Origin of the sequence: Kibdelosporangium persicum, assembly GCF_013280595.1 — a bacterium.
Lineage (GTDB): Bacteria > Actinomycetota > Actinomycetes > Mycobacteriales > Pseudonocardiaceae > Kibdelosporangium > Kibdelosporangium persicum.
The window spans coordinates 407,928-427,540 of sequence record NZ_JAAATY010000002.1; the positions used below are offsets into that span (position 1 = coordinate 407,928).

At 67.0% G+C, this 19,613-nt stretch carries 18 protein-coding genes and 1 riboswitch; of the genes, 12 read left to right on the forward strand and 6 right to left on the reverse strand.

What is annotated here, in order from left to right:
- Together GC106_RS06470 and betA are read right to left on the reverse strand one after the other, a co-directional pair.
- Entirely contained in the window at positions 1 to 777 is a 777-nt protein-coding gene (locus GC106_RS06470; protein WP_173125400.1) for an IclR family transcriptional regulator, read from the reverse strand.
- Entirely contained in the window at positions 774 to 2,414 is a 1,641-nt protein-coding gene (gene betA, locus GC106_RS06475; RefSeq protein ID WP_173125402.1) for a choline dehydrogenase, read from the reverse strand. Before betA ends, GC106_RS06470 begins: the two co-directional genes overlap by 4 nt.
- Before the next feature lie 146 nt (positions 2,415 to 2,560).
- Here betA and purU point away from each other — a divergent pair, with 146 nt between their 5' ends.
- Positions 2,561 to 3,406, forward strand: coding sequence for a formyltetrahydrofolate deformylase (gene purU, locus GC106_RS06480; protein WP_312872476.1), 846 nt, complete (start codon positions 2,561 to 2,563; stop codon positions 3,404 to 3,406).
- Position 3,407: 1 nt separating this feature from the next.
- On the opposite strand, the gene GC106_RS06485 is transcribed toward purU, so the two are convergent.
- Positions 3,408 to 4,184 carry an IclR family transcriptional regulator gene (locus GC106_RS06485; protein ID WP_173125406.1) on the reverse strand — a complete coding sequence of 259 codons (777 nt, stop codon included), beginning with the start codon at positions 4,182 to 4,184 and terminating at the stop codon, positions 3,408 to 3,410.
- Positions 4,185 to 4,305: 121 nt separating this feature from the next.
- Here GC106_RS06485 and GC106_RS06490 point away from each other — a divergent pair, with 121 nt between their 5' ends.
- From GC106_RS06490 to GC106_RS06500, 3 genes are read left to right on the forward strand one after another with little or no spacing between them, the layout of a single operon-like run.
- On the forward strand, positions 4,306 to 4,623 hold the full coding sequence (locus GC106_RS06490; protein WP_173125408.1) for a bifunctional 3-phenylpropionate/cinnamic acid dioxygenase ferredoxin subunit: 318 nt from the start codon (positions 4,306 to 4,308) through the stop codon (positions 4,621 to 4,623).
- Positions 4,623 to 5,783, forward strand: coding sequence for an NAD(P)/FAD-dependent oxidoreductase (locus tag GC106_RS06495; protein ID WP_173125410.1), 1,161 nt, complete (start codon positions 4,623 to 4,625; stop codon positions 5,781 to 5,783). The genes GC106_RS06490 and GC106_RS06495 overlap by 1 nt, the downstream gene beginning before the upstream one ends.
- Positions 5,780 to 6,895: an aromatic ring-hydroxylating oxygenase subunit alpha gene (locus GC106_RS06500; RefSeq protein ID WP_173125412.1), complete on the forward strand. Its 1,116-nt coding sequence runs from the start codon at positions 5,780 to 5,782 to the stop codon at positions 6,893 to 6,895. The genes GC106_RS06495 and GC106_RS06500 overlap by 4 nt, the downstream gene beginning before the upstream one ends.
- A gap of 96 nt (positions 6,896 to 6,991) precedes the next feature.
- Here the strand turns inward: GC106_RS06500 and GC106_RS06505 are convergent, their stop codons facing one another.
- Together GC106_RS06505 and GC106_RS48695 are read right to left on the reverse strand one after the other, a co-directional pair.
- Entirely contained in the window at positions 6,992 to 7,747 is a 756-nt protein-coding gene (locus tag GC106_RS06505) for an SDR family NAD(P)-dependent oxidoreductase (protein WP_173125414.1), read from the reverse strand.
- 48 nt (positions 7,748 to 7,795) lie between these two features.
- Entirely contained in the window at positions 7,796 to 7,930 is a 135-nt protein-coding gene (locus GC106_RS48695) for a hypothetical protein (protein ID WP_281368385.1), read from the reverse strand.
- 218 nt (positions 7,931 to 8,148) lie between these two features.
- On the opposite strand from GC106_RS48695, the gene GC106_RS06510 reads away from it, so the two are divergent.
- The 6 genes from GC106_RS06510 to GC106_RS06535 all read left to right on the forward strand — a co-directional run bounded on the left by GC106_RS06510 (position 8,149) and on the right by GC106_RS06535 (position 15,335).
- Positions 8,149 to 8,838: a Crp/Fnr family transcriptional regulator gene (locus tag GC106_RS06510; protein WP_217280090.1), complete on the forward strand. Its 690-nt coding sequence runs from the start codon at positions 8,149 to 8,151 to the stop codon at positions 8,836 to 8,838.
- Positions 8,839 to 8,943: 105 nt separating this feature from the next.
- On the forward strand, positions 8,944 to 9,666 hold the full coding sequence (locus GC106_RS06515) for a hypothetical protein (protein ID WP_312872490.1): 723 nt from the start codon (positions 8,944 to 8,946) through the stop codon (positions 9,664 to 9,666).
- Positions 9,666 to 11,684 carry a hypothetical protein gene (locus GC106_RS06520; RefSeq protein ID WP_173125416.1) on the forward strand — a complete coding sequence of 673 codons (2,019 nt, stop codon included), beginning with the start codon at positions 9,666 to 9,668 and terminating at the stop codon, positions 11,682 to 11,684. The genes GC106_RS06515 and GC106_RS06520 overlap by 1 nt, the downstream gene beginning before the upstream one ends.
- Positions 11,681 to 12,955 carry a hypothetical protein gene (locus tag GC106_RS06525; protein WP_173125418.1) on the forward strand — a complete coding sequence of 425 codons (1,275 nt, stop codon included), beginning with the start codon at positions 11,681 to 11,683 and terminating at the stop codon, positions 12,953 to 12,955. Before GC106_RS06520 ends, GC106_RS06525 begins: the two co-directional genes overlap by 4 nt.
- Positions 12,945 to 14,279, forward strand: a complete 1,335-nt coding sequence (locus GC106_RS06530; RefSeq protein WP_173125419.1) for a DUF4407 domain-containing protein — start codon at positions 12,945 to 12,947, stop codon at positions 14,277 to 14,279. The genes GC106_RS06525 and GC106_RS06530 overlap by 11 nt, the downstream gene beginning before the upstream one ends.
- A gap of 96 nt (positions 14,280 to 14,375) precedes the next feature.
- A riboswitch (ZMP/ZTP riboswitch) is annotated at positions 14,376 to 14,458 on the forward strand.
- A 19-nt stretch (positions 14,459 to 14,477) separates the two neighbouring features.
- Complete coding sequence (locus tag GC106_RS06535; RefSeq protein ID WP_173125421.1) at positions 14,478 to 15,335, forward strand: bifunctional 5,10-methylenetetrahydrofolate dehydrogenase/5,10-methenyltetrahydrofolate cyclohydrolase; 858 nt, start codon at positions 14,478 to 14,480, stop codon at positions 15,333 to 15,335.
- On the opposite strand, the gene GC106_RS06540 is transcribed toward GC106_RS06535, so the two are convergent.
- On the reverse strand, positions 15,282 to 16,244 hold the full coding sequence (locus GC106_RS06540; protein ID WP_173125423.1) for an aldo/keto reductase: 963 nt from the start codon (positions 16,242 to 16,244) through the stop codon (positions 15,282 to 15,284). The two genes, GC106_RS06535 and GC106_RS06540, sit on opposite strands and share 54 nt — an antisense overlap.
- A gap of 140 nt (positions 16,245 to 16,384) precedes the next feature.
- Between GC106_RS06540 and GC106_RS06545 the strand changes: the two genes are divergently transcribed.
- Positions 16,385 to 17,656 (forward strand): UDP-glucose dehydrogenase family protein, encoded by a 1,272-nt coding sequence (locus GC106_RS06545; protein WP_217280091.1) that lies wholly within the window; start codon positions 16,385 to 16,387, stop codon positions 17,654 to 17,656.
- 33 nt (positions 17,657 to 17,689) lie between these two features.
- A complete protein-coding gene (locus GC106_RS06550; protein WP_173125425.1) occupies positions 17,690 to 19,480 on the forward strand; it encodes a gamma-glutamyltransferase family protein in 1,791 nt (596 codons plus the stop codon).
- Positions 19,481 to 19,613 lie beyond the last annotated feature (133 nt).

Genomic DNA, 19,613 nt, shown 5'->3' on the forward strand with positions numbered 1-19,613 from the left:
TCAGTGGCCATGCCATCCCAGTCTGCGGGACACCTCCCGTCCGGCGGCCACCACTCTGGCGGCGACATCCGGCACGTGATCAGGTGTGATGCGGAAGCCGGGACCGGAAGCACTGATGGATCCGACCACTGTTCCGTCGGCGCTGCTGATCGGTGCGGCGATGGCGGTGAGCCCGATCTCGAGCTCGTCGATGGCGACCGCGTAGCCGCGCTGCCGGACCTCGTCGACCTGGGCCCGCAGTTCGGCGCGGTCGGTGATGGTCTTGTCGGTGAAGCGCTTCAGCGTGCCCGACGTCAGCTCGTCGAACCGCACTTCGGACAGGCTCGCGAGCAGCACCTTGCCGTTTGACGTGGCGTGCAACGGAATCCGCTGGCCGACCCAGTTGTGCAACTGCAGCGCCGCCGAACCGGCGACCTGGTCGACGTACAACGCCTCATGACCGGACAGGACCGTGATGTTCACGGTCTCGCCGACCACCTCGGCCAGCCGCTGCGACACGGGCTTGGCCCGTTGCACCAGGTCGAGCTTGGCCGTGGTGGCGCCGGCGAGTTGCAGCACGCCGACGCCCAGCCGGTACTTGCCGCGTTCCGAGTGCTGTTCCACCAGGTCGTGCAGTTCCAGTGTGGTGACCAGGCGGAACGCCGTCGACTTGTGCACCTTCAGCTTGGCCGCGATCTCGGTGACGCCCAGTTCGCCGTGCCGGGCGAGCAGCCGGAGCACGGTCAACGCCCGGTCGACGGACTGGATCGTGCTCCCGCTCTCGCCGCCGGCCCTCATGGCTTGTGGTGGCGGTAGAAGGTGACGTCGGACGGCGGCAGTGGCGTGTTGCCGAGGATGAGGTCGCTGGCTTTCTCGGCGACCATCATCACCGGCGCGTAGATGTTGCCGTTGGTGACGTACGGGAACACCGACGCGTCCACCACACGCAGGCCCTCGACGCCGTGCACGCGCATGGTCGCCGGGTCCACAACGGACATGTCGTCGACGCCCATCTTCGCCGTGCACGACGGGTGGTACGCGGTCTCGGCGTCCTTGGCGACCCATTCGAGGATCTGCTCATCGGTCCGGACCCCGGGCCCTGGCGAGATCTCGCCGTCGTTGAACTCGTCGAACGCGGGCTGGCCGAGAATCTCGCGGGCGACCCGGATCGCCTCGACCCATTCCCGCCGGTCCTGGTCGGTGGACAGGTAGTTGAACCGCAGCGCCGGGTGCTCCCGCGGATTGGTGGACCTGATCTTCACCGAGCCGCGGGCGTCGGAGTACATCGGCCCGATGTGCACCTGGTAGCCGTGGCCCGCGGTCGGCTGCGAACCGTCGTAGCGCACGGCCAAAGGCAGGAAGTGGAACATCAGGTTCGGGTACTCGACGTCCTCGTTGCTGCGGGCGAATCCGCCGCCCTCGAAGTGGTTGGTGGCGGCCGGGCCTTTCCTGCCCAGCAGCCACTGCAGGCCGATCAGCGGACGGTTGCGCCACTTCAGCGCGGGGTTGAGCGACACGGGCTTCTTGGACGCGTGCTGCACGTAGACCTCGAGGTGGTCCTGCAGGTTCTCGCCGACGCCAGGCAGGTCGTCGACCACGTCGATGCCCAGCGCCTGCAACTCGGAAGCGTTGCCGATGCCGGACAGCTGGAGCAACTGGGGTGTGTTGATCGCGCCGCCGCAGAGGATGACCTCCTTGCCGCGCACCGTTCTGGTCCGGCCGAACCGGCTGATCTCCACGCCGGTCGCGCGCTTGCCGTCGAACAGCACCTTGTTGACGTGCGTGTAGCACTTGACCGTCAGGTTCGGACGGTCCATCACCGGGTGCAGGTACGCGCGGGCCGCGGAGAGTCGCCGTCCTTTGTGGATGTTCCGGTCGAACTTGGCGAAGCCTTCCTGCTGGAAACCGTTGACGTCCTTGGTGATCGGGTAGCCGGCCTGCTGCACGGCCCGGAAGAACGCGCCGAACAGGGGATTGGTGGCCGGGCCGCGTTCCAGCACCAGCGGCCCGTCGTCGCCGCGCCACGCGTCACCGCCTGCCAGGCAGTTCTCCATCTTCTTGAAGTACGGCAGGCAATGCGCGTAGTCCCAGTCCTTCATGCCCGGGTCGGCGGCCCAGCGTTCCAGGTCCAGCGGGTTGCCGCGCTGGAAGATCATGCCGTTGATGCTGCTGGAACCGCCGAGCACCTTGCCGCGGCCGTGCGAGACCCGGCGGCCGCCCATGAACGGTTCCGGCTCGGAGTGGTACTTCCAGTCGTAGAACCGGTTGCCGATGACCATGGTCAGCGCGGCGGGCATGTGGATGAAGACGTCCCAGCTCCAGTCCGGCCTGCCTGCCTCCAGGACCAGCACTTTTGTGGAGGGGTCCGCGGACAGCCTGTTGGCCAGCGCGCAGCCGGCCGACCCGCCGCCGACGATGATGTGGTCGTAGCCCATCGCACCCTCCATGTGTTGCGTAATACCCAACCCCGTTCGTAATGCGAAGCATTAGCAGGCTAGCCGGGGTTGACGCCGACGCCAACCGCTGCCGAAACTGTTGCTTATTGCGTTTTATGTCGCGTACAGCGCAACAGGAGGTCGCCGTGAGCGATGAGTTCGTGCTGACCCTCACCTGCCCCGAGCAACTCGGGATCGTGCACGCGGTCTCCGGGTTCCTGCTGGACCACGGCTGCGACATCGTCGACAACCGCCAGTTCGACTCGGAACGGTTCTACATGCGCGTGCACTTCGCCGCCCGCCGCGAACCGGTCGCGCTGGAGACCCTGCGCGCGTCCTTCGCCAGGACCGCGACCGTCTACGGCATGGAATGGCAGCTGCACGCGGTGGACGAACGCCCACGCGTGCTGATCATGGTGTCCCGGTTCGGGCACTGCCTCAACGATCTGCTCTACCGCTGGCGGACCGGTCAGCTGAAGATCGACATTCCGTTGATCGTGTCCAATCACCGCGACTTCGAGCCGCTGGCCCGGACCTACGGCATCCCGTTCGAACACATCCCGGTCACCAGCGAGACCAAAGCGGACGCCGAGGCACGCCTGCTCGAACTGCTCGAACGCCACGACATCGAGCTGACCGTGCTCGCCCGCTACATGCAGGTCCTCTCGGACGACCTGTGCCGGAAGCTGGACGGACGAGTGATCAACATCCACCACTCGTTCCTGCCCGGTTTCAAGGGCGCCAAGCCCTACCACCAGGCGTTCGAACGTGGTGTGAAAGTCGTCGGCGCCACGGCCCACTACGTCACGGCCGACCTCGACGAAGGGCCGATCATCGAGCAGGAGGTGATCCGCGTCGACCACACCCAGGACGCGAACCAGCTCGCCGTGATCGGCCGGGACGCCGAATGCCTGGCCCTGTCCCGAGCCGTCCAGTGGCACGTCGAGCGCCGTGTCCTGCTCAACGGCCACCGGACGGTCGTGTTCCGCTGACTCAGGCCTCTCCGAAGTAACCCACGCGGGAGCTGATCTCGGCGGCGCCGACGCGGAGCGTCTCGGCCACCGCCGGGAAGGACTCGACGGTGAGCCGGTAGGCCGGCCCGGAGACGCTGACCGCGGCGATCACGTCGCCGCTGCCGCCCCTGATCGGCGCCGCGATCGCGTTCAGCCCGATCTCCAGCTCCTCGTTCGTGCTGCCCCAGCCGCGTTCGCGGATCAGGTCCAGTTCGGACAGCAGCTTCGACCGGCTGGTGATCGTGGACGGGGTGTAGCGCTCCAATGTGTCCGTCGCGGCGGTCAGTTCGTCCTCGTCCGCCCAGGCCAGCAGGACCTTCCCGCTGGAGGTGGCGTGCAACGGGGTCCGCTGCCCGATCCAGTTGCGGGTCGTCACGGCCGCGGTGCCGTAGACCTGCGTGATGTTGGTGGCCTGCCCGGAGTCCAGCACCGCGACGTTCACCGTCTCGTCCAGTTCGGACGCGAGTCTCTCGCAGACGGGCTGGCTCTCTCTGGGCAGATCGAGTCTGGCGGTGGTGGCGCCGGCGAGCCGGACGATGCCGAACCCGAGGCGGTACTTGCCGCGCTCGGCCACCTGTTCCACCAGCCGGCGCTGTTCCAGCGCGCCGATCAGCCGGAACGCCGTGGACTTGTGCACGTCCAGTTCGGCCGCGATCTCGGTGACCCCGGCCTCCCCTCGGATGGCCAGGATGTCCAGGATCGCCAGCGCGCGGTCTACCGACTGAACCTGGACCGTGGCGGGCTTTTCGTTCCCCATGCCGCAACTTTACTCACCGGTCACGTACTTCCCCTGGTTGAACCCTTGACGCACCTCGAACCAAGCCTCACTCTGTTGCTTATCGCACGACTTGTTGTGTATCGCACAACGGAGGCTGAGCATGATTCCAGTCTGCGCGCTGGCCGACATCCGTCCCGGCGAGGCGGTCCGGGTGGACGGCGACCCGCCGATCTCGGTGTTCAACGTGGACGGCGAGCTGTACGCGATCGACGACACGTGCACCCACCAGGACGCCTCGCTGGCCGACGGCTGGCTGGAAGGCTGTTTGATCGAGTGCCCGTTGCACGCGTCGTGCTTCGACCTGCGGACCGGTCAGCCGACCGGCCCGCCCGCCAAGGTTCCTGTGCGCACCCATGAGGTGGTGGTCCAGGACGGTCACGTCTACGTACTAGCCGTCGCCGTCCCGGTCACGACCTGATGCGCACGATCACCGTGGTCGGCGCCTCACTCGCCGGCCTTTCCGCCGCGCGTGCCTTGCGAGCACAGGAATTCGCGGGACGCGTCATCGTGCTCGGCGACGAGCGACACGAGCCGTACGACCGGCCGCCGTTGTCCAAGACCTTCCTGGACGGTTCCGCGTCACTCGACGACATCTCACTGATCACGTCGGACGACAACCTCCTGGACATCGACTGGCGCCTCGGCACTCGCGCCGCCGCGCTGGACCCGTCGGAGCGTGCGGTCGTGCTCGACACGGGCGAACGCGTCGTGACCGACGGCGTTGTCCTGGCCACAGGTGCTCGCGCCCGGAAAATGCCAGGTCCGGCGGGCGTCCACACGCTCAGGACGCTCGATGACGCGCTGGTTCTCCGTGAGGAGCTGAGGCAGGGCGGCTCGGTGGTCGTCATCGGCGCGGGCTTCATCGGCGCCGAAGTCGCGTCGACCGCCCGTCGACTGGGGCTCGACGTCACGGTTGTGGAAACGCTGCCCACGCCGATGGCCGGACCGCTGGGCGTGGAGATGGGCCAGGTCTGCGCGGGATTGCACGCCCGCAACGGCGTCCGGCTCATCACGGGCGTACCGGTGTCCGGATTGGTCGGCTCGTCCCGTGTTCGCGCGGTGCGGTTGGCCGACGGGCGGGAGATTCCGGCGGACATCGTGGTCGTCGGCATCGGCGCGGTCCCGAACGTCGAATGGCTGGCCGGATCGGGACTGACCATCAACGGCGGCGTCGTGACCGACGCACGGTGCATCACCGACATCCCCGAAGTGGTCGCCGTGGGGGACTGTGCGTCCTCGTTCAACGACCACGCGGGCACGGTGATCCGTCTCGAGCACTGGACGAACGCGTTGCAGCAGCCCAAAATCGCCGCCGCGAGCTTGCTCGGCCGCACCAGCGTGCACGCCACGCGGTACTCCGTGCCGTACTTCTGGTCCGACCAGTACGGCTCACGGTTGCAGTTCGCCGGTCACCGTCGTGACGGCGACGAAGTCGAAGTCGTCGAAGGCTCGCTGGACATGTCGTTCGTCGCCGTCTACCGCCGCGACTCGCGGCCCGTCGCCGTGCTCGCCGTCGACCAGCCTCGCTTGTTCGGGCGCTGGCGCCGTGAGCTTGCCTCAGAAGGGGTGTTGAGTTGACCGTCAGCCTGCCGCCCAGCCTGCTCGCCACGCTGCCGGGCCGCTTCTACACCGACCCGTCGATCTTCGCCGTCGAGCAGGAGCGGGTCTTCGAGTCGATGTGGTTCGCGGTCGCGCGGTCGTCCGACCTCGCCACACCCGGCAGGTTCGAAACCGCCGACGTGGGCCGCGAAAGCGTTCTGATCGTGCGTGGGCGCGATGGGCGGTTGCGGGCTTTCCTCAATGTTTGCAGGCATCGTGGCGCCAAGCTGTGCGTCGAGCCTGCGGGCGAGACCAAACGCCAGCTGCAATGTCCTTACCACGCTTGGACTTATGGCCTGGACGGCAAACTGGTCGCCGCGCCGAACCTGACGAAGATGCCGGACATCGACCGGGTCGAGTACGGCCTGATCCCCGTGCACCTGCGGGAATGGCTCGGCTACGCCTGGGTCTGCCTCGCCGGCGATCCACCATCCTTTGAGGACACCGTGGTGGGCGCGGCCCGGGCGCGTCTCGGTGACGCGGAGATGATCAACCACTGGGAAGTGGACACGCTCGACGTGGGCCGCCGGATCGTCTACGACGTCAAGGCGAACTGGAAACTGATCATCGAGAACTTCATGGAGTGCTACCACTGCGCGACCATCCACCCGGAACTCACCGAGGTCCTGCCGGAGTTCGCCGACGGGTACGCGGCGCAGTACTACGTCGGGCACGGCGCGGCATTCGCCGAAGAGGCACAGGGTTTCACGGTCGACGGCAGCGAGGGCTTCGACAGGATCGGCGGGGTGGGCGAGGAGCAGGACCGCAAGTACTACGCGATCACGGTGAACCCGCAGGTGTTCATCAACCTGGTGCCCGACCACGTGATCTTCCACCGGATGTTCCCGAGGTCGGCCGACCGGACCGTGGTGGTCTGCGACTGGCTCTACACCAAGGAAGTCGTGGCCGGCGGGAAGGACGTGTCGCGTTCGGTGGAGCTGTTCCACCGGGTGAATCGACAGGACTTCGACGCGTGCGAACGGTGTCAGCCCGCGATGTCGTCACGTGCTTACGCGAAAGGCGGCGTGCTGGTGCCGAGTGAGCACCACATCGCCGCCTTCCACGACTGGCTCACCGCGAAGTTGGCCTAGCGGTGGGAATCGCGACCACGAGCGACGCAGGCGGCCCACAGCGAAGGCGCGATTTTGTGTGGCGCAGAGGCTCCACACCAAATCGCGCCGCCCCAGCTACCGAGGAGCCATCCGCAGCGCACCATCCATCCGGATGACCTCGCCGTTCAGGTAGTCGTGGTCGATGATCGCCAGCGCCAGCTTCGCGTACTCGGCGGGCAGCGCCAGGCGCTTCGGGAACGGCACGCCGTCGGCCAGCGCGGCCCGGAACTCTTCGCCCACCCCGGCCAGCATCGGGGTGTCGACGATGCCGGGGGCGATCGTCATCACGCGGATGCCGGACGAGGCGAGATCCCGCGCGGCAGGCAAGGTCAGGCCCACCACGCCGCCCTTGGAGGACGAGTACGCGGCCTGGCCGATCTGGCCGTCGAACGCGGCGATCGAGGCGGTGTTGATGATCACGCCACGCTGGCCGTTCTCGTCGGCGTCGGTCTTGGCGATCGCCTCGGCCGCCAGCCGCAGCACGTTGAACGTGCCGATCAGGTTGATCTCGATGACCTTGCGGTAGACGTCCAGGTCGTGGACGCCCTTCTTGGACAGGATCCGGCCGGCCGTGCCGATCCCGGCGCAGTTCACCGCGACCCGCAGCGGCGCCTCGCCCGCGGCCTGGTCCACCGCGGCCCGCACCTGCTCCGGGCTGGTCACGTCGGCCGCGACGTACGTGATCCCGTCGACGGCGTCCGCCTTCTCGATCGCACCGGGCAGATCGAGCGCGAACACCTTGGCGCCCTGCTTGGCCAGCGCCTGGGCGGTCGCACCGCCGAGACCTGACGCGCCACCCGTGACCACCGCCGCGATACCGCTGACCTGCATGCCTGCTCTCCTTTGGGCTCTGAACGGGAGAGAGGCTAGCCGTCGCGGTCAGGCGCGGTCGCTTGGTGTGACCTCCTTAACGGGTTGCCGTTGTTCCACCGCGTGCAACAGCAGCACGAGCGGCACCGCCGCCAACGCGGCCAGCACCACGACCCCGAGCACGATCGCCATGACCTCCCACATGCCCTCCACTCTCGTCCGCGCAGCACCACGACCGCGTCGGCCGGCAGTGCGGTATTCGAGTCCTTCCGAGGGACGTCCCAGATCACCCACCGCTACGACTCAGGTCTGACGTCGCCCTGTCAGGGCAGCCCTTGCGTCAGCCGGGCTCGGGCGATAACACCCAACGGGAGACATCCGACTGTGTACGTGTAGTGATCACTCGACACTAGGGGACCGCGTTGCCGGAGCAATGGCCGAAAGGCACCCTGATGGCCGGCCTTTCCACACAGCATCGCGAGGAGTTGCTTTCTCTCGCACCGTCGATGCGGTATCCGGCGAATGCGGTCCTGCTCCGCCAGGGTGAGTCGAGCACGAACGTGTACTTGCTGCGCGGCAGCCCGAACGGGCACCTGGCGTGTGTCAAGGTGACTGCTTCGCTGCGCGACGGAACGGAGGCGTTGCTGGGCATCCGCGTCGTCGGCGACATCGTGGGAGAACTCGCGACACTACGCGAGACGCATCGAAGTGCGACGGTCACTACTTGCATGCCGATCGTTGTGCACGCGATCCCGAAGAACAGTTTCCAAGCGTTTCTCGATCGGCACAACAGTGCCTGGCAGGCGATCAGCCGGATGGTCGCCGACCGGCTTGACTGGGCGAACCGGCGAAGGCTCGACTTCGCCGCCTATGACGTACCTGTCCGGCTTGCCAGGGTGCTGATCGAATTGCGCGAACGATTGCATCAGGATGGCCGCGAGTTGGGAGTGGATCTGTCCCAGACCGAGCTCGGCAGGCTTATCGGTGCGAAAACCGATGCGGTCGGCATGGCCATCCGCAAGCTGGGGGCGCTCGGGCTCATTCGATGGAGTTACCGTAAGGTAACCATTCTGAACCTCGACGCACTGTTGGAGTTCGCCGATCTTGCCTAACGAAATGTGGCAAACCCGTAGTTTTCCGTAGTTCCCGTTACTCCGCGCAGGCAAACTACCGTCCGATCGTGGCAGCCTCAGCCGAAGGACGTAGGTACGTTGCCTGTGGAAGAAGACTTCACTCGTCGCCTGTTCATCGCCATGGACGCCAAGGGGTACGGGAGCGCGGATCACCTTCAGCAGAAAGACATTCAGGCCGCACTGCTACTGGCGGCGGACACCGCCGCGCTCCGCAGTGGACTCGACCGCTCCACTTGGGACAAGCAGCCCGGCGGCGATGGTGAACTCGCCGCGCTGCCCGCGGACATGAGTGGCATTGAGCCGAAGGTGGTCGATGACTACCCGCGTGAATTCGCCGCCGCACTGTCCAAACACAACCACTCGCTGCGGCCGGCAATGCGGCTGCGCGTGCGGATGGCCATTCATTATGGGGTGGCGACTCCCGGACCGAACGGACACGTCGGCCAGGGGCCCGTTGTGGTCAGCCGGCTTGTGGACAGTGCGCCGGTGCGCGCGGTTCTCGCCGTGAACGACCAGATCGACTTCGTGGTCGTGCTGTCCCGCCAGGTCTACACAGACGTGGTGCTCCAGCGGCACACCTCGTTGCGGCCGGAGCACTTCCGTCGGGTCGCGGTCCAGAACAAGGAGTTCACCGAAGAGGCATGGGTGCGGGCTCCGGGACACGAGATTTCCGAGCTCAGTGTCGACGAGTCCGGGTCGGCCCCGGTGACGCCGCCCGCGTCCGGAGATCACCTGCACGCCTCGGTGATCAACAAAATGGACTACGTTCACGCGCCGAACTCGGTTTTCGGAGTCTCGAACCCCTGATGACCGAAACTCCCGAGAAGACGGAGAGTCCGTCAGCGACCGCAGCCGGTCCCGCCGCGAGCAAACAGGCCGACAGTTCGCGTGAGCAGATCAAAGGCGCCGCCGTGAACTTCACCATCGAGACGCTCAATGCGCATGGCTCGGTGTTCGGTGCGACCGAGCGGCCGCCTGCCCGGCTGCGTGCCGACACCGGACGGCTCGATGACCCGGAAATTGCGAAAGAACTTCGGGTGTTCGTGCCGCCAACGTCCTTCGACGACGCGTTGGCCTCGCTGAGCAGTGACCACGCAGTCGTTCTGCAAGGGGATGCTGGGACAGGAAAGCGGTTGTCGGCCATCGCGTTGCTGCGGGAGGTGACGGACGGGCCGTTGGCCCAGCTCTCGCCGATCATCACCTTGAAGCAGTTGGCCGAGCGCGAGTACGCCAAGAACAACGGATACATAGTCGTCGACCGCAAAACGGAAGACCGCGCCGCGGACACTGACTTCACCTGGCGCACTGTTCGTGACCGGGTCCGTGACCACGGAGCTTTTCTGGTGGTCACCGCCACCTGCAAGGCGGACAAGGCTGCCGCCGAAGCCGTGGCGCACATCGACTGGCAACAGCCGGAGTTCAGGGATGTCCTGCGAGCACATCTGGACACCATGGCGGACCCGGAAACGGTGATCGCCGAACTGGTGGAGATGTGGCCAGGCTGCCGCAAGCTCGCGGACGTCGCCGCCGTGGCCAAGGGCATTGCCGACGGCAAGGATCTGACGGCCGCGTTGGATTTGCTGGATACGACGTCATCGCAGGAGGTGCACCAGTGGTTCAACGAACCACGGTCGCGCCAGGAAGTGCTCAGCGTGACGGCACTGGCCTTTTTGGCGGGAGTCAGTCAGCGCACGTTCGAGTCCCTCCTGGCCGCCCTGGCGTCGAAGGCCGACGAGTTCATCCCGGTCGACAGCGGACCCGAGGATCGGCCCACGCCCACCGATCTGATGCCACAGAACCGGCGTCAGCTCTACCCCGAGGACGGACTGGTCAAGGTGGTGCGTGCCGACGCCCAAGGCGTCGCACGCCACCAAGTCCACTTCGCGGAGGGCAGGTATCGGCAGCATGTGCTGGCCGAACTGTGGCAACGCATGGACGCGCCCTTCTGGGACGCCGTCAGGGCTTGGCTTCCTGACGTCATCGAGGAACACGGCCTCGAAGTCGCGTCCGGGCTCACCGAACTGGCCAGGACGGCTTTCGACGAGGTCGACGATCTGATCTGGCCGTGGTCCGACGGTGAACTGGGCTGGCCCGGCCAGATCACCGCGATCTACGTGCTGTGGCTGATGTCCTTCGACGACACGCTGGCACCGGAGGCCTTGCAACGCGCGACGATGTGGGCCAACAGCACTCCGGCGCGGCGGTGGACGGCTGCTGTCTCGTTCAGCCAGGTCCTTGGTGTCCGGTATCCCCATGAGGCGGCCAAGAGACTGTGGCAGCTGATCAGGCAGAGCGACGCCGTCGCAGGGGACGCTTACTACGCGCTAGCCGCACTGTTCTGCACGCTCACCGAGGAGACCGACGACGCGGGCATCGTGTTGGTTCTGCTTGACGGACAACTCAACAAAACGAGGCCGAAACCGTGGCTGAGGAAGGTCACGATGACGGCGACCGTGATGGTCCTTCTGGCCACTGAGCGCACAGGGCGTTCGGCAGTCATCCGCTACCTCCATGACCGCCCGGAGAAAGCAGGTGTACTCGGCAGGCTTTGGGCAGCTGTCATCCGTAACCGTCCGACCAGGAAGAACGCGCTCATCGCCCTGCGGGACGGGCTGAAGGACCTCAGGGATATCAGCGATGACCCGGGCAGTCTCGCCCGCACCTTGGGCGAGGCGCTGGCGAGCAGCCTCCCGGCCGACGAACACGAGCCCTTACGCCGGGATCTGGCCTCGCTGGAGGCCCGCAACCGCAAGGACACGTCTCCCTTGATCGAGCAGCTACTCGACGCGATAACGCAGATAACGCAGGAGAAGGAAACGGGATGAGCTACCCGATCGTGCAACAGCGACCGCTTGACCCGTCCCAGAAGCGTGGATGGCTTGGCTTGCGCGGACGGGCACGCGAGTCTGGTGAACTGCCCAAGCCCGCCGCGCACCAGGTCCTGGTCTACCGGGTCAACGGCCACTACGTGGTGGACAACGCCGAACGGGCGCTGAACTCCGAGGACGTGGTCGAAGCCTCGCACGTGAGCGTGGTCGACATGACCCGCAACGCCGAGGTCATGGTGCAACTGGGCATTCCGTCGAAGGACGCCGACCAGTTCACCATGCAGGTCACGTTCGTCTGCACCGTCTCCAACCCGGCAGTGGTGGTGCGTGAGGGGATGACCGACGCGCAGGCCATGCTTCGTGCGTACCTCAAGAGCCACAACCGGATCTTCGAGCTGGGGCTGGCGCACAAGCTCGACGACGTCAACGAGGTCCGGCGGAACGTCAATGCTCAGGTCAAGGCGTTCGCGACGGTCAAACCGCCGGTGATGCCCGGGATCGACATCGAAGTCCGCAGTGTCGAGGTACTGACTCCGGCCGGACTGGCCGAATTCGAACGCAAACGCACGCAGCAGCAACGCCAGCATCGGCTCGTGGCCGAGCAACAGGGGTTCGACCAGGCACGGGAGTTGGACCAGGACGAACACACCCAGCTGCGGTCCACCAAACAACAGCGCCACGACCTCAGTCGTGAGGCGGAACGCAAGGACTTCGACAGGTACCAGCGGCGCGAGGACCGCCTGGAGTTGAACGAGCTGTCCGAGGCTATTCGCAACGACCCGCAGCGGGTGTTGCTGCTGGCCTGGGAACAGGGCCTGCTCGGCCCAGTCGAGATGGCGGAACGGATGTCGGCCGAAGCACGTCGGGTCGAGGACAACGCGCGCGAGGACCGGGCGGCCGAACTCGAGCACAAACGGGCGATGGAACGTGCCCAGTTGGAGCAGTCCACGGAAGATCGTCGATGGCGACGGGACATCGAGCAGCAACAGCTGCTCTGGCGGCGCGAAGACGAGAGCTTCCGGCGTGAGGACGTCCGTCAGCAGCGGCAGATCAAACTCGAGGTGATCAGGGAACTCGGCAAGCATGGGTACCTCGACATGACAAATCTCGACCCCAACCGCCTGGTGGACGAACTCACCACCAAGGACGACGCGCCGCAGGTGGGCCCCGCGGACGAAACGCCCGCTTTGCCCAGTGCCGCGGACGTGGACCTGGAGGACGACGAGGACGACGAGGACACGGGCGTGAGGGAAGAGGATGCCGGTTAAGCACCACATTGTCAGCCGTGCCCTGCCTGCTGACGTTCCACTCGGAACGTACCGTCCGGCTGTCTCGGTCACCGGCCCCAGCACATGGCTGCGGCGGGTCGCTGGGATCCGCGAGGAGATCCTCGATTGGGTGCCCGAAGAGCGGCCCAAGTACACCAGGCTGGGCGCGATCGTGCTCAACACCGGTCTGCTCGCCGGGATCTCACTGCTGGTCGCCCTTGCGCGGCTGGTGGACGCGCCTTGGGTGGTGATCCTTCCCGCGGCCATGCTGTGGGCGTTGTTGATCATCACGTTGGACAGCTGGCTGGTGGCCAGCACGCACGGGATATCCAGTGTGAGCAGAGTGGTGAAGTTCCTGCCTCGCCTGGTGATCTCCGTGCTGATCGGCGCGGTGATCGCGGAACCGCTGTTGCTGTGGGTGTTCCAGCCGGCCATCCACAAGGAGGTTCAGGACTTCCGTCAGCAGGAACTGATCAGCTACGAGAGCGCGTTGCGCAACTGCAATCCGCCGAGTGGTGAACTCGTCGCGAACCCCGCCTGTGCGGAGATGCTCGTGAACATCCCCAACTCCCCGCAAGCCGCCCGGGACGAGCTGGCCACGGTCGTCAAGAATCGCGACGAGCACAAGGCGATGGTCGAAGGCCTCACCGCGCAGTGGGAGCAGAAGGAAAAACTGGCTCGGGACGAATGCGCGGGTACCAGCGGCCAAGGGCTGTCCGGGGTTGTCGGCAACGGCCCGGAATGCCGGCGTAACCGGGAGATCGCCGACAAGTTCAAGGTGGACAGCCAGCTGACCAAGCACCAGGAGAAACTGCTGGCGTTGAACAGCCTGGTCGACGACATGACCAGGAAGAGGGCGGACGCCGAACAGACAGCCGCCCAGCAGATCAGTACTGCAATCAGGACGAAGGTCGACGAGAAGCGCAGTCATCAGAACAAGATCGGAATCCTCGACGAAGCAGCCGCGCTGGGGCGTCTGTCGGACCAGAGCGCATTCGTGTTCGTGGCCCAATGGCTGGTGCGGTTGTTGCTCGTCGCGATCGACTGCATGCCTGTGTTGGCCAAGCTGATGAGCGGTTCGACCAAGTACGACGTTCTCGTCTCCAGGCAGATGGACACGGCCAACCGGCTGCATGACAAGCACGTGACCATGCGTGAACGTCAGGACGCCGGTGACATGGACGTGCAGTTGCACCGGTTCGACCACAACCAGCGAACTCGGATCAAGAACATTGACGAAGAGGACCGGGCGGCTCGGGCCAAACAAGCAGCCGACCTGGACGCTGAGATCGACGCACTGGCCGCGAAACTCCGCGAGCAGTAGTTGACGCCCGTCCTGAGGACCTGGTGAAGGCGGCCGTCATCGGCCGCCTTCGTGGTCCGCGCGACTGCGGACATGGCGGTCCACCGATTACCATGAGGCCTGGGCCGTGACTGGCGTTCAGGTGGAGTACCACCGGGGAGCGGCTCCGCAGAGTCCTGCCGCGCGCCTGGGCGATTTCCTCACCGCAAGGAGTCGCGGATGGCCCTGATGTCCGGCACCGATGTCGCACGGGAGATCACCGAGCAGACGACCAAGCGTGCCCACGAGTTCGAGCAGCGCACCGGCCGGAAGCCCTGTTTGGCCGCGGTCCTCGTGGGCGAGGACCCGGCGTCGGTCACCTACGTGAAGATGAAGCGCAACCGAAGCGCCAAGGCCGGGATCGAGTCCCGGTTCGTGCATCTGCCCGCGGAGACCACGACCGAGCAGCTCGTCGCGGAGATCACCAAGTTGTCCCGGGACCCCGGGGTCGACGGCATCCTGTTGCAGCACCCGGTACCGCACCACATCGACGAGCGGGCGGCCTTCGAGGCGATCGCGCCGAGCAAGGACGTCGACGGCGTGACCATGCACTCCTTCGCGGCCATGGCGTTCAGCGAGCCCGGGTTCGCCTCGGCCACGCCCGGCGGCATCATGCGGCTGCTGGAGGCCTACGAGGTCGACCTGAAGGGTAAGCACGCCGTCGTGGTCGGCCGTAGCCCCATCCTGGGCAAGCCCGTGGCCATGCTGCTGCTGGCGAAGGACGCCACCGTGACGATCTGCCACTCCAGGACGGAGAACCTCGGCGAGATCGTGCGGACCGCGGACATCGTGGTGGCCGCGGTCGGCAAGCCCAGGTTCATCACCGACGTCAAGCCCGGCGCCGTGGTGATCGACGCCGGCTACAACGAGGGCAACGTCGGCGACGTCGACTTCGACAAGCTGGCCGGCAAGGCGGGCCTGATCACGCCGGTCCCCGGTGGGGTCGGCCCGATGACCATCGCCTTGCTGCTCGAACAGACGGTGTCAGCGGCGACCAGGCGGGCAGATCTCGTCGATGAGCGCGAGATCCTCGGCTGACGGGCGCCACTTGACCGCGGCGGCGTTCTCCACGACCTGCTCGGGCGTGGTCGCGCCCGCGATCACCGAAGCCACCGGGTTCTGCGCGGTCAGCCAGGAGATCGCCAGCGTGGTCAGCGAGATGCCCCGCTCGTCGGCGAACGCCCGGAGCCGTTCGATCCGGTCCCACGGTGCCTCGGCCAGCAGCTTGCGCCTGCCCGCCAGGCGGGCGCCGGGCGGTGGTTCGCTGTCCCGCCGGTACTTGCCCGTCAGCAGGCCGTTGGCCAGCGGGAAGTACGGCAGCACACCGAGCCCGAACCGCCGGGCGGCCGGGTTGACGTCACGCTCGGCCTCCCGCTCCAGCAGCGAGTAGTGGTTCTGCGCGGCGATCGGCTGGGCCGCGTGCTGGGTCCGTGCCGTCCACGCCGCGTCGGCGATCTGCCAGCCCGCGAGGTTGCAGACGCCGGCGTAGCGGATCTTGCCTTCGGTGATCAGCTCGGACAGCACGCCGAGCGTCTCGCCGATCGGTGTCTTCGGGTCCGCGCGGTGCAGCTGGTACAGGTCGATCCAGTCGGTGCCCAGGCGGCGCAGCGACGACTCGACCGCGCGCCGGACGTACCGCCGTGAGCCGCGTGCGCCGAAGTCGGGGCCGTTGCCGCCCTGCATGTCCACGCCGAACTTGGTGGCGATGATCGCGTGGTCCCGTCTGCCGGCTAACGCCTGGCCAAGCAGTTCCTCACTGCGGCCGCGGGGTGCGCCGTACACGTCGGCGACGTCGAAGAAGGTGATCCCGGCGTCGAGGGCGGCGCCGACGACGGCCCTCGATCCGGCGAGTGACTCCGCGGGTGTTCCTGGCCTGCCGAGGTTGTTGCAGCCGAGTCCGACGGCACTGACCACGAGCCCGGACTCACCGAGATGTCGGTGCTCCATGCAGCGGGACCCTATGTCGGAGTGAGCCGGGAGTTCCAGCCGCGTGGCGTCGCACGGAGTATTCGAGCTCGCCAGCTGGAGTTTTCGCGGCGGTCAACTCCGGCTGCGACCGTCCCCAGTAACGAACGGGGGTGGTTCGATTGCAGCGAAGGATCGCGGTGGTCGGCACCGGGTACGTCGGCCTCACCACCGGGGCCTGCCTGGCCGCGTTGGGACATCACGTCGTCTGCGCGGACATCGATCAGGGCAAGGTGGACCGGCTGCGCCACGGCCTCGTGGACATCCTCGAACCCGGACTGGACGAGCTGGTCAGGCGCGGGCTCGCGGCGGGCAACCTGGAGTTCGTCCTGGGCGCGGCGAACGCCGTTTCGGCTGACACCGACGTGCTTTTCCTCTGCGTCCCGACGCCGATGGGTGCGGACGGCGCCGCTGACCTGCGCGCGGTCGAGTCCGTGCTCGCCGAGGTCGGCGACTTGTTGCCGGCGGGCTGTGCCGTCGCGACGAAGTCGACGGTCCCGGTCGGCACCACGGACCGGTTGCGGCACATGGTCAACGTGCCGATCGTGGCGAATCCCGAGTTCCTGCGGGAGGGCAGCGCGGTCGACGACTTCCTGAACCCCGACCGCATCGTCGTCGGTTCGGCGGATCGCGAAGCGGCGCAACGGGTCGGCGAACTGTACGCGGCGTTGCAGGCACCGACGCTCGTGCTCGACGCGGCCAGCGCGGAGATGGTCAAGTACGCGGCCAACTGCTTCCTCGCGGTGAAACTGTCCTATGTCAACGCGATCGCGCAGCTGTGCGACCGGGTCGGCGCGGACGTCCGTGAGGTGACCGAGGGGATGGGCCTCGATCCGCGCATCGGCCGGTCGTTCCTCCGGCCCGGGCCCGGCTGGGGCGGGTCGTGCCTGCCCAAGGACACCAACGCGTTGCTGCACGTCGCCGAGTCCGCCGGGTTGGACTTCGCGTTGCTGCGGGCGGCGATCGAGCAGAACGACCGTCAGCGGCAGGACGTGGTCGACCGGATCAGGCAGGCGTGCGACGGCACGATCAGCGGTGCGCGGATCGGCCTGCTGGGCCTGGCGTTCAAGGCGGGCACGAACGACCTGCGGGACTCACCGGCGATCCGGATCGCGGACGCGCTGATCGCCGAAGGCGCGGAGGTCACCGCGCACGATCCGGCAATTTCGGGTGAACTGCCGGGAATGCGCCTTGTGGACGATCCCTATGAGGCGGTGAAGGGCGCGATCGCGGTGGTCGTGCTCACCGAGTGGCCGGAGTTCCGCACATTGGACTGGACCAGGGTGGCGGAGCTGATGGACGGCTTCACGGTCGTGGACACCCGTGATCTGCTCGACGGCGCCGACCTGGCCCGGGTGGGCCTGCGCTGGAAGGCCATCGGCCGGGCCGGTTGAAACGATCGAACGCGGCGGCTTAGATAGTTAGCTATGTTCACGACTCGTCCCGAGCTGGCCGGTACGCACGGAATGGTGGCTTCCACCCACTGGCTGGCCTCGGCGGCGGGGATGGCGGTCCTGGAGGACGGCGGCAACGCGTTCGACGCCGCCGTGGCGGCCGGGTTCGTGTTGCAGGTGGTCGAACCGCACCTCAACGGCCCGGGCGGGGAAGTGCCCGCGGTGTTCCAGGCCGCGGGCGAAGCGCGGCCACGAGTGCTGTGTGGACAGGGCGTCTCGCCGGCAGGCGCGACCATGGCGCACTACCGTGACCTCGGCCTGGAACTGGTCCCCGGCAGCGGACTGCTCGCCGCGACCGTTCCGGGTGCGTGGGACGGGTGGCTGATCCTGTTGCGCGACTACGGAACCAAACGTTTGCGCGACGTCCTCGACAAGGCGATCGGCTACGCCCGAAGCGGATTTCCGATCCTGCCGAGGATTCCGGACACGATCGACGCGGTCACCACGCTGTTCAGGGACCACTGGCCCAGCTCGGCCGAACTCTGGCTGCCCGGCGGGCGATCGCCCGCGGCGGGCACGCTGTTCCGCAACCCGGTACTGGCCGACACCCTGGAGCGGTTGCTCGCCGAGGCCGAACGCGCGGGCTCTGACCGGGAGGCCCAGATCGAAGCCGCCCGCCGGGCCTGGTACCAGGGTTTTGTGGCCGAGGCGATCGACTCGTTCGCCCGCAACGCCTTCCACGACGACTCCGGCCGGGACCACGCCGGTGTGCTGACCGGCCAGGACCTGGCTTCGTGGCAGGCGTCCTTCGAGGACGCGCTGACCGTCGACTTCGGCGACTGGACCCTGGTCAAGTGCGGCCCGTGGACCCAGGGCCCGGTGCTGGCGCAGCAGTTGCGCCTGCTCGAAGGCTTCGCCGACCGACTGTCCTATGTCGACTCGCTGCCGACCGCGGAGACGATCCACCTGGCGATCGAGTGCGCCAAACTGGCCTTCGCCGACCGGGAAGCGTGGTACGGCGACGATCCCTCGGTGCCGCTCGGCACACTGCTCTCCGAGGACTACGCGGCCAACCGGCGTGCACTGGTCACGTCCCACGCGTCGTTCGAGTTACGCCCGGGCTCACCCAACGGCCGACCGCCCCGACTGCCGGAGTTCGCGGTGCCGTATTTCGTGCCCGCCGAGGAAATCTCCGGCGCGTTGGGCGAACCGACCGTCGGCAACAGCGGCGTCGTCCGTGGCGACACAGTCCACATCGACGTGGTCGACGCGGCCGGGAACATGATCTCCGCGACCCCGTCGGGCGGTTGGCTGCAGTCCTCGCCGACCATCCCCGAATTGGGCTTCTGCCTGGGCACGCGCGCCCAGATGTTCACCCTGGAACCGCATTTCGCGAGCTCACTGCACCCAGGACGGCGACCCCGGATCACGCTGTCGCCGTCGATGGCGTTGCGTGACGGCGTCCCACGGCTGGCGTTCGGCACGCCCGGCGGTGACCAGCAGGACCAGTGGCAGCTGTGTTTCTGGCTGGCCCACATCGGCGCGGGCCTGAACATGCAGGAAGCGATCGACGCGCCCACCTGGCACTCGGGTGCGTTCCCGAGCTCGTTCTTCCCGCGCTACTGGCAACCAGGCGAACTGGTGGTGGAATCGCGGATCGGCGAGGCCGCCATCGCGGAGCTGCGTGACCGCGGCCACCTCGTGACCGACGCCGGCCCCTGGACCCTCGGCCGGATGTCCGCCGTCTCCCGTGACCCGGCGGACGGAATGCTGCGCGCGGCGGCGAATCCGCGCGGCATGCAGGGATACGCCGTCGGCCGCTAGGTCGTGTTTCGAATGTCCCGGTCGATGAGAGTCTGCCCCGGCCGGAGGCCGGAATCGGCTCGGTGGCGTCAGGGGCCGCATCCGGCCCGGCTATCGCGATCGGGCATTTGAAACACGGCCTAGCTCTTACGGG

What these genes read in the sequence shown, in the direction of transcription:
- GC106_RS06470 (WP_173125400.1), bottom strand. Translation starts at nt 777, where the DNA reads ATGAGGGCCGGCGGCGAGAGCGGGAGCACGATCCAGTCCGTCGACCGG.
- betA (WP_173125402.1), bottom strand. Translation starts at nt 2,414, where the DNA reads ATGGGCTACGACCACATCATCGTCGGCGGCGGGTCGGCCGGCTGCGCG.
- GC106_RS06485 (WP_173125406.1), bottom strand. Translation starts at nt 4,184, where the DNA reads ATGGGGAACGAAAAGCCCGCCACGGTCCAGGTTCAGTCGGTAGACCGC.
- GC106_RS06490 (WP_173125408.1), top strand. Translation starts at nt 4,306, where the DNA reads ATGATTCCAGTCTGCGCGCTGGCCGACATCCGTCCCGGCGAGGCGGTC.
- GC106_RS06495 (WP_173125410.1), top strand. Translation starts at nt 4,623, where the DNA reads ATGCGCACGATCACCGTGGTCGGCGCCTCACTCGCCGGCCTTTCCGCC.
- GC106_RS06505 (WP_173125414.1), bottom strand. Translation starts at nt 7,747, where the DNA reads ATGCAGGTCAGCGGTATCGCGGCGGTGGTCACGGGTGGCGCGTCAGGT.
- GC106_RS48695 (WP_281368385.1), bottom strand. Translation starts at nt 7,930, where the DNA reads ATGTGGGAGGTCATGGCGATCGTGCTCGGGGTCGTGGTGCTGGCCGCG.
- GC106_RS06520 (WP_173125416.1), top strand. Translation starts at nt 9,666, where the DNA reads ATGACCGAAACTCCCGAGAAGACGGAGAGTCCGTCAGCGACCGCAGCC.
- GC106_RS06525 (WP_173125418.1), top strand. Translation starts at nt 11,681, where the DNA reads ATGAGCTACCCGATCGTGCAACAGCGACCGCTTGACCCGTCCCAGAAG.
- GC106_RS06530 (WP_173125419.1), top strand. Translation starts at nt 12,945, where the DNA reads ATGCCGGTTAAGCACCACATTGTCAGCCGTGCCCTGCCTGCTGACGTT.
- GC106_RS06535 (WP_173125421.1), top strand. Translation starts at nt 14,478, where the DNA reads ATGGCCCTGATGTCCGGCACCGATGTCGCACGGGAGATCACCGAGCAG.
- GC106_RS06540 (WP_173125423.1), bottom strand. Translation starts at nt 16,244, where the DNA reads ATGGAGCACCGACATCTCGGTGAGTCCGGGCTCGTGGTCAGTGCCGTC.
- GC106_RS06550 (WP_173125425.1), top strand. Translation starts at nt 17,690, where the DNA reads ATGTTCACGACTCGTCCCGAGCTGGCCGGTACGCACGGAATGGTGGCT.